This is a genomic window from Cobetia sp. Dlab-2-AX (assembly GCF_024124625.1).
In the GTDB taxonomy this organism is placed as follows: domain Bacteria; phylum Pseudomonadota; class Gammaproteobacteria; order Pseudomonadales; family Halomonadaceae; genus Cobetia.
The window spans coordinates 300401-313371 of record NZ_JAMXRV010000001.1; the positions used below are offsets into that span (position 1 = coordinate 300401).

Annotated in this window: 11 protein-coding genes; 5 read left to right on the forward strand and 6 right to left on the reverse strand. The window is 62.9% G+C overall.

The features are described from left to right. Positions 1-133: 133 nt before the first annotated feature. From NH396_RS01315 to NH396_RS01325, 3 genes are all read right to left on the reverse strand, one after another. Positions 134-517 (reverse strand): RidA family protein, encoded by a 384-nt coding sequence (locus NH396_RS01315; protein WP_253061062.1) that lies wholly within the window; start codon positions 515-517, stop codon positions 134-136. Between the two features lie 106 nt (positions 518-623). Beyond that, the gene (locus tag NH396_RS01320) at positions 624-1883 is read right to left on the reverse strand and encodes a D-amino acid dehydrogenase (RefSeq protein WP_176677540.1); all 1260 of its coding nucleotides are present in this window, start codon (positions 1881-1883) and stop codon (positions 624-626) included. A gap of 407 nt (positions 1884-2290) precedes the next feature. Beyond that, positions 2291-3622 carry an MATE family efflux transporter gene (locus tag NH396_RS01325; RefSeq protein ID WP_253061527.1) on the reverse strand — a complete coding sequence of 444 codons (1332 nt, stop codon included), beginning with the start codon at positions 3620-3622 and terminating at the stop codon, positions 2291-2293. Positions 3623-4070: 448 nt separating this feature from the next. On the opposite strand from NH396_RS01325, the gene NH396_RS01330 reads away from it, so the two are divergent. Then, positions 4071-5033 (forward strand): LysR substrate-binding domain-containing protein, encoded by a 963-nt coding sequence (locus NH396_RS01330; RefSeq protein WP_176677541.1) that lies wholly within the window; start codon positions 4071-4073, stop codon positions 5031-5033. Between the two features lie 160 nt (positions 5034-5193). On the opposite strand, the gene NH396_RS01335 is transcribed toward NH396_RS01330, so the two are convergent. After that, entirely contained in the window at positions 5194-6921 is a 1728-nt protein-coding gene (locus tag NH396_RS01335; protein ID WP_253061064.1) for a GGDEF domain-containing phosphodiesterase, read from the reverse strand. 634 nt (positions 6922-7555) lie between these two features. On the opposite strand from NH396_RS01335, the gene queC reads away from it, so the two are divergent. The 4 genes from queC to NH396_RS01355 are packed head-to-tail and all read left to right on the forward strand — an operon-like array spanning position 7556 to position 10183. Then, positions 7556-8299 (forward strand): 7-cyano-7-deazaguanine synthase QueC, encoded by a 744-nt coding sequence (gene queC, locus NH396_RS01340; RefSeq protein WP_253061066.1) that lies wholly within the window; start codon positions 7556-7558, stop codon positions 8297-8299. After that, positions 8299-8991, forward strand: a complete 693-nt coding sequence (gene queE / locus NH396_RS01345) for a 7-carboxy-7-deazaguanine synthase (RefSeq protein ID WP_253061068.1) — start codon at positions 8299-8301, stop codon at positions 8989-8991. Before queC ends, queE begins: the two co-directional genes overlap by 1 nt. Further along, positions 8991-9899 (forward strand): 6-carboxytetrahydropterin synthase, encoded by a 909-nt coding sequence (locus tag NH396_RS01350; RefSeq protein ID WP_253061070.1) that lies wholly within the window; start codon positions 8991-8993, stop codon positions 9897-9899. Before queE ends, NH396_RS01350 begins: the two co-directional genes overlap by 1 nt. After that, positions 9896-10183 (forward strand): YkgJ family cysteine cluster protein, encoded by a 288-nt coding sequence (locus NH396_RS01355; RefSeq protein ID WP_253061072.1) that lies wholly within the window; start codon positions 9896-9898, stop codon positions 10181-10183. The genes NH396_RS01350 and NH396_RS01355 overlap by 4 nt, the downstream gene beginning before the upstream one ends. Positions 10184-10237: 54 nt before the next feature. On the opposite strand, the gene NH396_RS01360 is transcribed toward NH396_RS01355, so the two are convergent. Both NH396_RS01360 and NH396_RS01365 read right to left on the reverse strand, forming a co-directional pair. After that, a complete protein-coding gene (locus tag NH396_RS01360; protein WP_253061074.1) occupies positions 10238-11464 on the reverse strand; it encodes a CobW family GTP-binding protein in 1227 nt (408 codons plus the stop codon). A 225-nt stretch (positions 11465-11689) separates the two neighbouring features. Beyond that, positions 11690-12841, reverse strand: coding sequence for an iron-containing alcohol dehydrogenase (locus tag NH396_RS01365; RefSeq protein ID WP_253061076.1), 1152 nt, complete (start codon positions 12839-12841; stop codon positions 11690-11692). Positions 12842-12971 lie beyond the last annotated feature (130 nt).

Below are 12971 nucleotides of genomic sequence, written 5' to 3' on the forward strand. Positions count from 1 at the left end.
CAGGACGTCACGGCCCCTGAAACGACACTCCCCCCGCTGATGAATCAGCGAGGGGAGTGAGAGACAAGGCATCGATTCACGCCAGTCGGTCGTTCAGACCAACCACTGGTTCAGACCGACAATCGACGAGCGATCAGGAGAGTGCCAGTACACCTTCTGCTTCAAACAGCACGCCCTTGGGCAGCTCCTTGACGCCGACGGCCGCACGCGCCGGATACGGCTGGCTGAAGTACTGCTCCATCAGCGTGTTGACCACGGCGAAGTTGCTGAGATCGGTCAGGAACAGATTGACCTTGACCAGTTGATCCAGGCTGCCACCGGAAGCTTCACACACCGCCTTGAGATTGCGGAACACCTGGTCTGCCTGGGCTTCAAAACCACCTTCCACCACTTCCATGGTCGCCGGGTCCAACGGGATCTGGCCAGACAGGAACACCAGATTACCCGTGCGCACCGCCTGGGAATACGGGCCGATGGCAGCAGGAGCGGACTCGGTGGCAATGATCTGCTTGGTCATGCGGGTTTCCTTTGCTTGGTGACGTGAAAACACTCAGTGAAAACGGTTCATGACGAGACATGGCCTGTCAGCGTGATGACAGGCCATCGAACGACGTTATTCGGAATCAGGCAGCGTAGCGACCAAGACTGAGACCGTTGGGATCGATGGTGGGCTTGCGTCCATCCACCAGGTCCGCCAACAGACTCGCACTGCCGCAGCTCATGGTCCAGCCCAGGGTGCCGTGTCCGGTGTTCAACCACAGATTGTCGTACTTGGTGCCCCCGATGATCGGCGTGGAATCCGGCGTCATCGGACGCAGGCCGGCCCAGAATTCCGCTCGCGCATAGTCACCGGCTTCCGGGAAGACATCACGCACCACCATGTTGATGGTCGCACGGCGCTTCTCGAGCAGCGACAGATCGAACGAGGCCAGCTCGGCGGTGCCACCCACACGAATACGGTCATCGAAGCGTGTCAGCGCGACCTTGAAGGTCTCGTCCATCACGGTGGACTGTGGCGCAGCATCGGCATTGATGATCGGCACGGTCAGGCTGTAGCCCTTGACCGGATAGATAGGCAGATCCAGATCCAGATCACGCGCCAGGAACGGCGAGTAGCTGCCCAGGCACATCACGTAGCTATCTGCGGTCATCTCGCCACGGTCGGTGATGACCTTTTCGATGCGGCTGCCGCTGCGCTGGATGCGCTGAATGGTGGTATTGAAGACGAAATTGACGCCCAGGGTGTCGCGGCAGTAATCCGCCAGCCGGTTGGTGAACAGGTGACAATCGCCGGTCTGGTCATCCGGCAGGTGCAGGCCGGCGATGAACTTGCCCGGCACGCGAGTCAGTGCAGGCTCCACCGTGGCGCAGGCGTCGGCGTCCAGCAGCTGATGGCGCACGCCACAGCCCGCCAGCACCTTCATGTCGCTTTGTACGGCATCGACCTGGGCCTGGGTACGAAACAGCTGCAACAGCCCCTTCTGGCGGTCTTCGTAGCGCAGCCCGGTCTCTTCGCGCAGGGCGTTGATGCAGGCGCGGCTGTACTCGGCGACCCGCACCATGCGCTCCTTGTTGACGGCATAACGGTCGGCGTTGCAGTTGGCAAACATCTTGACCATGAACTTGGCCATCTGCGGGTCCATGCGCGGCTGGATCTTGAGCGGCGCATGCTCCTGGAACATCCACTTGACGGCTTTCTGCGGAATGCCCGGCGCCGCCCACGGCGAGGAGAAGCCGAAGGAGACCTGACCGGCGTTGCCGTAGCTAGTTTCCATCGCCGGACTGGCCTGACGGTCGACGACCGTGACCTCATGCCCCTGACGCGCCAGATAATAGGCACTGGTGACGCCGACGACGCCGCTACCGAGTACAAGAATCTTCATGTTGGCCTACCCCATGACTGCAAGCCGCGCCCCACGGCAAATGACAGGCGTATCCGCGCACTCGGCAGCGAATAAAGACGATGAAGGCCAACACCGGTCGACAAGACGACTCGCAGTGGCTTGGCCTGAATGCATCCAGTATAGAGGCGCAAACCACGGTTAATATTCTGTTATGAACCCCTACATCAGAAAATAAGCAGGTAAATTTTGTGCCATGGCAGTGATAAAAAACAAAAAAGCGGCCATTTTTGGAATGGCCGCTTTCGGTCTGCTCAACGGGACTGCTGACGGGGCTTCTGACAAGATCTACTGGCAGGGTCTCCAGCAGGGCCTTCTGGCGAGAATCTCATGAAAAGCGCCTGACATCTCAAGGGCGCTCGTACATGACGGCACGGGGGCCCGGGCGATCAGGTCATCGCGACATAGGCATGGCGACGCACTGACTTGCCGCGCTCGCCCAGTGCCTGACGATAGACACGCCATGCCACCAAACCCGCCAGCAGGTTGCCGATCGCCGAGCCGATCGCGACCCCGCGTAGCCCATCCAGATGTGCCCCTAGCCATACCGCCGGCAAGAAGCAGACGAAGAGCCGCACGAAGGACAGCGCCGTGGCACGCAGCGGCCACCCCAGCGCGTTGGCAGCCGACACGACCAGCATGCAGATGCCGAGGAAGGAGTAACTGGGCAACATCCACGGCAGCAGGACCGCCAACGCCGCCGAGACCTCATCACTGCCCACCAGCACATAGGCCAGCGGAGTCGCCAGCACTGCCGCGATGATGCCCAGCACCAGCTGCCAGAGCATCACCACGCGAGCGGCCAGGTTCATCAGGCGGCGAATTTCCTGCCAACGGCCGGCACCATAACAACGCCCGAGCCACGGCGGCAGCGACATGGTCAGGGCCAGCACCACGATCAGCGAGAAGGTTTCCAGGCGTGAGGCGATCCCCCAGGCGGCCACCTCCGTCTGACCAAGCCCCGCGACGATGGCGGTGACCAGCATCGCGGAGAGCGCCGGCATCATCTGGCACAGAATCGCGGGTATCGCGATTCCCGCCAGCTGACGGCGCGAGGCCTGCCATTCGGCCCACAGGCCGCGATATTCCATCCAGTCGCGGCGCGAGAGCTTGAACACCGTGATGGCAAGCCCGGCCCCGAAGGAGAGTACGGTCGCCCAGGCAGCCCCCGCCAGACCGAAGCCGGGCAGCGGCCCCGCGCCGAAGATCAGCAGCGGGTCCAGCACCAGATTGAAGACACTGGTCAGCAGCATCATCTCACCCGGCAGACGCGTATCGCCGTGGGCGCGGAACAGACTGTAGAGCACATAGGCCATGGCCCCCAGCCAGCTGGCGATCAGTGATGGGCCCCAGTAGACCTCGATCAGCTTCATCTCGGCGGCATTGGCACCCAGCAACTCGAAGGCCGGGCCCCTGATGACCCACAAGAGCAGCATCAGCAGTGCCATCAACACACCGGACCCCAGCAGCACCACACCGCCCAGGCGCCGTGCACGCGCCTCATCCTCGGCACCCAGGGTTCGCGAGACGATCGCGGCGATCGCGATGCCCATGCCGACCTGCACCCCGATGATCAGAAAGGTCAGCGGGAAGGTGAAGGATTGCGCGGCCAGTGGTGCGGTGCCCAGATGCGAGACGAAGGCGGCATCGACCAGGTTGAAGCCCAGCAGTCCCATGATACCGAGTGTCATCGGCAAGGTGCTGCGCCACAGGCGTGACATCAGCTCGCGCGTCGTCGGAGTTTCCGACGTTGGCGGGGTCGGTGCAGAGGCGTCGTTGGACATAGAAGAAGACATGAACTCACTCCCAGCATGTCGAGCATGACTGGTTGGATGAAAGTAAAGGCGTCGGAGCACTTGCGTGACGCTGGAAGGATGATTCTAGGGATTTCACCGGACCCCAGATAGGCTCAGTGGGACATGTCTTTGATGCATTGTCGGCAACAGGAAGAGCGAGAAACGCGTTGATGCGTGGTATTAGAGGAAACAGTGACCGTGATAAACTCATCCTGTCAGAGATTTCCGTCATCTGGATTCGTGAAGATGATCCATGCAATGTCACCGGTTATCGACTGCTACCGAAGATGGACCGTCGCTTTATATGCACTGACTGCCTCACGGATGGCTGGCAGAGTGTTCCCCTCCCCATGGCATCACGAGAGGTCAGACCGTGGATAAAGCATCCCGTTTGTTGCTGTTTCTCGATGTAGTAGAAGCACAGAGTTTTTCCAAGGCGGCTGACCATCGTCAGGTCAACCGCTCGGTGGTCTCCAAGCAGATCAGCCGTCTGGAAGAAGAACTGCAGATTCGTCTGTTCAATCGCTCGACTCGCTCACTGGCTCTGACGGATGCGGGGCGCGAGATCCATCAGCACGCACTGCGTCTGCGTGAAGTGCTGGAAGATACCGACGATGTGGCCGGCGCCTATCAGGATGGCCCGCGCGGCATCCTGAAGATCACCAGCCCGAGCCACTTCGGCCGCACCTACGTCGCCCAGGCCGTGCGTCTGTACATGGAGCGCTACCCGGATACCCAGGTGGAAGTGCGCCTGGAAGATCACCTGACCGACCTGATCGGCGGCGGTTATGACCTGGCCATTCGCATGTCGGAGCTGGAAGACTCCAACCTGATCGCGCGTCCGCTGGCGGCACACCGTCACCTGATCTGTGCCTCGCCGGCCTTCATCGAGCGTCACGGCATGCCCCAGACCCCCGCCGACCTGTCTGGCCTGCCGGCAGCGGTGTATTCCCGCGATGGCTTCATTCTCGATCGCCTGCGCGTCTGCACCGAGAGCGGTGTCGAGGAAAAGGTGGCACTGGATTCGCGTCTCAAGGTCAATGATGCCGACGTGCTGATCGGTGCCATCAAGTCGGGAGCCTGCTATGGCATGGTGTCCGCGATCAGCATCAAGGACGAGATCCTGGATGGAGAACTGGTGCCGCTGTTGACCAACGTGCCGATGAAGCCCTTGCCTTCGATCCACCTGGTCTACCCGCACCGCCAGTACCTGCCGCAGAAGACGCGTCGCTTCAGCGATTGCCTGCAGGAGGTCGTCGGCACTCCCCCCGTCTGGGAGCAGCGCATTCCGGGCTTCGAGAACATGTACGGCTACGGTAGCGGTTGCAGCGAATGAGACATCGCCACGACTCCCGAGTCTGAATGCAAGCCGTCCCCTCCCACGGCTACTGCCAGCCCCGAACGTCCAGCATGAAAACGCCCGCCATGCAGAATCACTGCGTGGCGGGCGTTTTCATTCAAGGCCCCTTCACTTACCCCCCCTCAGGACATGGCACTCAGGGGTAGGGATGGATTGACGGCTTGCGATTGAGCCACTCGACCAGCTCCGGCAGGCGCTTGGGCCGTGCATAACGGAAGCCCTGTACCAGGTGACAGCCCATCTCGACCAGCAGGCGCTCCTGCTCTGCGGTCTCGACGCCCTCCGCCAGCACCTCCATGCCCAGACTGTCGGCCAGCGAGATCGCATGGGAGACGATGGCGCGGTCACGGGCATCATGATCAAGACTACCGACGAAGCGCTGATCGACCTTGAGGCGGCAAGCACGCAGGTCGCGCACGTAGAGCAGTGACGCGAAGCCGGTGCCGAAGTCATCGATCGCCAGGCGCACACCGCGTTCGATCAGGCCGGTGAGACGCTCCACGACGCGATCGAGATCCGGTACGCGTGAAGATTCGGTGATCTCAAGCTCCAGGCGTTCCGGGAGGAAGCCATGACGTGCCAGAGCCTCCGAGACGCGCTCGGGGAAGCCGGGGTCACGAAACTCCTGAGCCGAGACATTGATCGCCACTGACAGCGGCTTGCCGTTCGGCGTCACCAGATCACGCGTCGCCGAGAGGGCCGTGTCCATCACTCGCGCGCCGACGGTGCCGATCAAGCCGTACTGCTCCGCCAACGGGATGAAGCGTCCCGGCCCGATGGTGCCAAGCTCGGGGTGGTCCCAGCGCACCAGCACCTCGACGCCGACGGCCTCGCCACTGGCGAGGTCAAACTGGGGCTGGAAGGCGAGATCCAGCTCTTCAAGATGCTCGCGCAGGTCACTGGTCAGGCGATAGTCGTTGAGGTGCTGCATGTGCGCGCCGGGCGAGAACACATGCAGGGGACCGCAGACATCGATGTCGTCGTATCCCCCGTGCAACATGGCGAGTTCGGCCAGATGCATCAGGCGATGGGCACGCCGTGCGTGCTGCGGCGCCAGACTGATGCCGACCCGTGCCGTGACCGGCAGAGGCTTGCCATCCAGTCGCATCAGCATCACCAGGCGTTCGCACAGCTCGTTGGCACGCATGATCAGGCTGGCCTCATCCCCGGCGAAGAACAGCGCGAAGGCGTTGCCTAGGGGGCGGCAGACCAGGGCGTCGCGATACTGCAGGGACATGGCTTCTGCCACACGCTCCAGCAGCGGATCGATACGTTCGGCTCCATGCGCCGAGTTGATGATTTCCAGGTGGGTCAGCGACAGGTAGATGATGCCACCATCGATGCTGCCATCGACGCTTTCTTCCAGCAGCAGTTCATCGATCTGAGCATTGAAGCGATCGCGCGACAGCAGGTTGATGGGCTGCATACGGCGCAGGGCGATCAAGACCTTGTCATCCACCCCGGCCGCTCGGGCCTCCGCCAGCCCCGAGAACGGCGCCTTGAGGCGGACTCGCCGCTCGCTGACCGGCTCGAGACGCGGCCGCTCGGTGCCGAACAGCTCCTGCCAGCCACAGGTGTTGGCCACCAGACACTCGGCATCGAAGATCGCCATGCGCCACGGCAGATTGGCCTTCTGCACCAGCAGCCATTCCCCCAGCTCGCCGGTGATGCCCATCAACCAGAAGCCGGGCTGGCCGCTGATGCCACAAGGCTCCGGCTGCTTGGGCAGCGGGGATGGCAGCTCCGGCACTTTGTCTTCCTGGCGAGCGCGCGGCGACGTCCAGGCGAGCTGGCCGAAGCAATCATGAATCCACAACGGCTCTTCGATGGACGACAGCAATTTGATCAAGATATCGAGAGGCACGTTCACTCCACCTGCAGTCATAAGGAAAATGGCTTGATGCCCCGCAAGGGCCGCCTGTCGCCAGTGATGCTGGTCGTTGGCTGCGCAACGCGGGCAACACCACCGGGACACGACGCGTCATTCACGCTACCAGCTGTTCTCGCGCTTATCTGCTTACACCTGCTCTCATTGTCGCCGCTGGCTGCAGCATGGCCCGGCCGCATGGCTATGGCTAGTGCGGCAACGTCCAGGCGCACATGCAACTCTACCGCGCGCCATTGCGAGAGCCACTCCCGGAGCCATTTGGCAAGCCACTCAGCCGGCTCCTCAACCTGCTCCTTAGCCAGTCATCCCGAAGGGCGTGCCGTCAGGGCAAGCACCAGGTGGACAAGCGTGCAGCACGCAGTCGACTCTCTCTACGCTTCGCTAATACTCCGAGTCTATGCCAGCCTGTGGTGCAGGTACCAAGGCTATTTTCTCGCCGACTCAACGCTTGGCTGCCATGGCCACAGTAGAACCTGGCGACAGGCGGCGTATCCGCGATCCGCATCAGTGCGCGAGTGGCATCAAGGCGTGTGGAAGAGTAGGATAGGCGCCCGTTTCGCCCGGACCGGATCCCGGGCGCCGAATCCATCGGTCAAAGAAATTCTCCGTCATGACTCTCAACGTCCAGAATTCTGCTGTCTCCGCTTCCGCCCCCTCTGCAGAGCGTCCCCGCGCCGTCGTCATCTACTCCGGTGGCATGGACTCCTACACTGTTCTGCATCAAGCGCTGAAGGAAGGCTTCGAGGTACATGCCCTCTCCTTCCATTATGGCCAACGTCACTCGCGTGAGCTCGACGTCGCACGCCAGGTCTGCGAGTCGCTGGGCGTCGCCCACGAAGTCGTCGACATTCGCGCCATCCATGGCCTGATCGACAACTCCGCGCTGACCAACAGTGACCAGACGATGCCCAAGGCCGACTACGACGAGGCCTCCATGACCTCGACCGTGGTGCCCAACCGCAACATGATCCTGCTGTCCCTGGCCATCGCCAAGGCCGTCAACATCGAGGCCGAAGTCTGCTTCTATGGTGCCCACGGTGGCGATCACGTGCTCTACCCGGATTGCCGTCCGGAGTTCGTCGACAAGATGAACGCCGTCGCCGCAATCGCCAACTTCTCGCCGGTGGAGATTCGCGCGCCCTTCCTGCACGCGAGCAAGGACGAGATTCTGGCCGCCGGCATCGCCATGCAACTCGATTACGCCCAGACCTGGACCTGCTACGAAGGCCGCGAACTGGCCTGCGGGGAATGCGGCAGCTGCCGTGAACGTCTCGAGGCCTTCGCCGCCCATGGGCTGAGCGATCCGCTCGGTTATGAAACGACCGACTCCGTCAAGGACGCAGGCACTCGCTGATGTATACGGTAAAGGAAGCGTTCTACACCCTGCAGGGCGAAGGTGCTCGCGCAGGGCGCGCCAGCGTGTTCTGCCGCTTTGCCGGCTGCAATCTGTGGAGTGGCCGCGAGCAGGACCGCGACACCTCGGTCTGCCGCTTCTGCGACACCGACTTCGTCGGCACCAATGGTCAGAACGGCGGCAAGTTCCGCACCGCAAACGCGCTGGCGGACTTCCTGGCCAGTCTGTGGCCGGAGCACACCGGCATCGCCACGCCCTATGTGGTCTTCACCGGCGGTGAGCCGCTGTTGCAGCTCGACAGTGAGCTGGTGGACGCGATGCACGCCCGCGGCTTCGAGATCGCGGTGGAGACCAACGGCACCGTCGAGCCGCCTGCCGGCATCGACTGGCTGTGCGTGAGCCCCAAGGGCGCCAGTGAGCTGACCCTCACCGGCGGCGATGAGCTCAAGCTCGTCTACCCGCAGCCGGAAGCCCTGCCGGAGCGCTTCGTCAGTCTGGACTTCGCGCACTTCTATCTGCAGCCACTGGATACCGCCGCCCTGGATGCCCTACCCGCGCCTGCCGCGGCCCGCGAGCATTACCGCGAGGTGCTGGCGTCCGATACGCCGATGAACCAGTGCGTCAGCTACTGCATGCGCAATCCCCAGTGGCAGCTCTCGCTGCAGACCCACAAGATCAGTGGTATCGATTGATGACCGCAATGACTCCCAAGACCCTCTTCGTCAGGGCCCTCACCGCGGTGGATGCCTCGGTGTGGAGCAATACCCGCGGCCTGTACGGCATCAGCCAGCATCTGGATCTCGAGCTGGACGGCGCCGTCGGCCATGACGGCATGCTGTTCGACTTCGGCGATGTCAAGCCGTGGGCCAAGCGCATGATCGATCAGGACGCCGATCACACCCTGATCGTGCCCAGCCAGGCCGAAGGCGTGAGCATCACGGACTGCCCGGAAGGACTATGCCTGCGCTTCACCCAGCCCTATGCCATGGAAGTGCGCGGCCCGCGTCAGGCCTTCTGCCTGCTGCCGGTGGCCGAGGTCACCAGCGAGGTGCTGGCCGAGCACTTCGAGAAGCTCTTGACTCGCCGCCTGCCGCCGCGTGTCGATGGGCTGCGCGTGCGTCTGCGCGACGAGAGCATCAACGGCGCCGCCTACACCTACAGTCATGGCCTGCGTCATCACAGTGGCAACTGCCAGCGTATCGCGCATGGCCATCGCTCTCCGCTGATCATCGAGCGCAATGGTGAGCGGGACACGGCACTGGAAGCCGAGTGGGCCGAGAAACTCAACGACCGCTATCTGGCCGAGGAAGGCGATCTGATCGACCGCCCGGGACGTGAGCTGGTATTCAGCTATGAGGCGCCGCAGGGCAGGTTCCGCATCCGTCTGCCGCGCAAGCAGGTCTGGCTGCTGCCGACACCGACCACCATCGAGTGGATCGCCGACTGGCTGGCGCGTCAGATCGCCCTCGACAGCGGTGACAGCATCCGCGTCGAGGCCTATGAGGGCATCAACAAGGGCGCCATCGCGCGCCATACCCCGCAGACGGCGCGCGAGCCGCTCGTCCTCCCCGAGCACGAAGACACGACCGCCACCTCATGACGCAGACTGCCGCCCCTTCTGCAGATGCTGCCGCTCCCGGCTGTCGTGCCGGTTGCGGCGGCTGCTGCATCGCTCCTTCGATCTCGAGCCCGATTCCCGGCATGCCCGATGGCAAGCCAGCGGGGGTGCGTTGCGTGCAGCTGGATGACGACAACCTGTGCAAGCTGTTCGGCACACCGCAGCGCCCGGCGGTGTGCCGTGACTTCGATTTCGATCACGAGCTGTGTGGCGATTCCCGCGAAGAAGCCCTGCGCCTGATCGGCGAATGGGAGCGCCTGACGTAGCAGACAGCTCTTGAGAGGCATGGGCTGAAGCGCTCCACGAAGGAGCACCTCAGCTCACTCGCCGAAGAAGTTGAAAGGTCTGGCAGCGCCGTCGCTGCGACAGGCCAGCAAGGCCGCATTCAGCTGGTGGGAGTCATCAAGCGGCAACGCCGCCACCATCCCTTCCTGCTCCTCCCCCTGCTCCTGTCCATCCAGCGGTGCAATCAGCTCAAGCCGCGAATCCTCACGCCAACTGGACGGCGCAAGCTCGGCACGCCCCTTGGCACGGTTATAGCTGCGCCAACCATCCTGGGTGTGAAAGACGCCCTTGATGCGCCACTCGCGCGGCAGGCCATCCAGCCACTGGGTCAGCTGATCGAGATCGAACACCTCGCTTGCGGCGATTCGCCAGCCCAGACTGGCATGCTCAAGCCCTTCGGCCTGCTCAATCACCGGTGCGCCGGGCAGCGGCATCACGTCCGAGGCGGGCGATTCATCACCCACGGACGCCTCAAGTGCCTGACCCGCATTGGCGTATGCGGCACGATGCGCGGCCGGCATCGTCACATTCATCTGTTCCGCCAACGGCTCATCGACACTTCCGCTCGCGCCCTGTCCTGCCATCAACCAGTCAATGATCCGGGCTTCCTGACCGTTCATGCGTGCCTTGAGTGCATGGGTCTCGCCGTCGGCTCTGCCCAGCTCACCGACCCAGCGCTTGCGCGGCCACATCCCCGCCAGAAACTCATGCGCGGCCGCCAGCTGCTGATCGCTCGCCAGATCTCGCTTGCTGAGCACCACGCCGCCCGCCAGCGTCAGCTGGTCCTGGAAAGTGCCGTGTTCGCGCGTGCGGGGGTCGTCCAGTGCGCGCGGGTCCAGCAGGGTGATGACTTCCTCAAGCGCAAGTGCCGAGGCCAGCCCTTCACTGCGCAGCACATCGATCAGCCCCGCCGGATGGCCCAGCCCTGAGGGCTCGATGATCAGACGATCAGGGCGCGTCTGATGAATCAGGCTGACCAGCCCCGCCTGCAGCACGAAGGCCAGCTGACAGCACAGGCACCCGCCGGGCAGCCCCTTGACGCTGACATCCTCGCGCCCGGCAAACAGTGCCTGATCGATCCCCACCTGTCCGAACTCATTGACCAGGATCGCCCAGTGTTCATCCTCAGGCTTAGTCGCGACCAATGCCTGGATGAAACTGCTCTTGCCCGTTCCCAGAAAGCCGGTGATCAGATGCACCGGAATCGGAGCTGGTTCCGTCGGAGCGTCGCCACTTCTGGCGCCGCGTGAAGCCACAGACATGCTGAAATCTCCGCAAGATGAAGGGCGTGCAAAAGGTTATAGAGTAACAAAAACCGGCCGGCGACGAAGTCTCGTCAAGTGAATCCGGCCTTCTGGCATGACGCGATCTGGCGAACGGCAATCTGCAACAAGGGGGGAGACAAGGAGGGAAATACGCAAAACCCCTCGCCACCAGGGGCGACGAGGGGTTTGAGGCTGACACTCGGCCCTGACTGAGGTACGCGATCAGGCCGCGCGGGTCAGGATACGGCGCGCCACGTCCGGCGTGATATCGCCGTGCTCACCGATGGCGGTGAAGCCGTGACGGGTCAGGTTGTCGACCAGCTGATCGATGCTGTCGGCACTGATACCAGCTTCGCTCAACGATACCGGCGCGCCCATGCGCGTGAAGAACTCACGGGTCTTGTCGATGGCAGCGCGCGCAACGCTCTCCTCATCGCCTTCCAGTGCCCAGACGCGACGACCGTATTGCGCCAGCTTGGCACGCTTGGCCTCGAACAGCTCTTCCCACAGCGCCGGCATCACGATGGTCAGGGTGCGACCATGATCGACACCGTGCAGTGCGGTAATCTCGTGACCGATCATGTGGGTGGCCCAGTCCTGCGGCACGCCACGCCCGATCAGGCCGTTGAGACCCAGGTTGGCGGCCCACATGATATTGGCGCGCACGGCCAGGTCATCCGGCTGGCTAAGCACCTTGGGGCCTTCCTCGATCAAGGTCAGCAACAGACCCTCGGAGAAGCGATCCTGCACCGGCGCGTTGACCGGGTAGGTCAAATACTGCTCGCTGACGTGCACGAATGCATCGACGACACCGTTGACGCTCTGGCGCTCCGGCAGGGTCAGGGTGGTAACCGGGTCCAGCACCGCGAAACGCGGATAGGCCAGTTCGCTGAACATCGGCAGCTTGTCATGTGTCTCATAGTTGGTGACCACAGCATTGCCATTGGACTCGGAGCCCGTAGCCGGCAGTGTCAGTACCACGCCCAGCGGCAGCGCCATCTCGGGGTGCTTGCCCTCGGCGAGAATTTCCCACGGATCACCGGCATGACAGGCGGCGAGCGCGAGAAACTTGCTGCCATCGGCGACGCTGCCACCTCCGACCGCCAGCAGATAGTCGATCTTCTCGCGCTTGATGATTTCCAGAGCTTCGAGCAGGGTGTGATAGCTCGGGTTCGGCTCGATGCCGCCGAAGCTCCACCACTGACGACCTTCCAGTGCGCCTTCGATCTGATCCATCACGCCGTTGCGCTTGATCGACCCGCCACCGTAGGTGACCAGCACGCGGGCATCCGCCGGAATCTCGTCACGCACCTTGGCGATCTGGCCGGCACCGAAGTGCACGCGGGTCGGGTTCTGATAGGTAAAGTCCTGCATGATGCTCTCCTCGCGGAGTCAGGGGCGACACGGCAACATGAGATGACAGAGCCGTGGTCAGGCGCCACCTGACACAGAGTGATATGTGGGCGAAGTGACAGAAAAGCGCGACGATGACGCCACCTGCCCA

Bases quoted from the DNA above. Each gene is read 5' to 3' on its own strand.
- NH396_RS01315 (WP_253061062.1), bottom strand. From the start codon at position 517: ATGACCAAGCAGATCATTGCCACCGAGTCCGCTCCTGCTGCCATCGGC.
- NH396_RS01320 (WP_176677540.1), bottom strand. From the start codon at position 1,883: ATGAAGATTCTTGTACTCGGTAGCGGCGTCGTCGGCGTCACCAGTGCC.
- NH396_RS01325 (WP_253061527.1), bottom strand. From the start codon at position 3,622: ATGTCACGCCTGTGGCGCAGCACCTTGCCGATGACACTCGGTATCATG.
- queC (WP_253061066.1), top strand. From the start codon at position 7,556: ATGACTCTCAACGTCCAGAATTCTGCTGTCTCCGCTTCCGCCCCCTCT.
- queE (WP_253061068.1), top strand. From the start codon at position 8,299: ATGTATACGGTAAAGGAAGCGTTCTACACCCTGCAGGGCGAAGGTGCT.
- NH396_RS01350 (WP_253061070.1), top strand. From the start codon at position 8,991: ATGACCGCAATGACTCCCAAGACCCTCTTCGTCAGGGCCCTCACCGCG.
- NH396_RS01355 (WP_253061072.1), top strand. From the start codon at position 9,896: ATGACGCAGACTGCCGCCCCTTCTGCAGATGCTGCCGCTCCCGGCTGT.
- NH396_RS01360 (WP_253061074.1), bottom strand. From the start codon at position 11,464: ATGTCTGTGGCTTCACGCGGCGCCAGAAGTGGCGACGCTCCGACGGAA.
- NH396_RS01365 (WP_253061076.1), bottom strand. From the start codon at position 12,841: ATGCAGGACTTTACCTATCAGAACCCGACCCGCGTGCACTTCGGTGCC.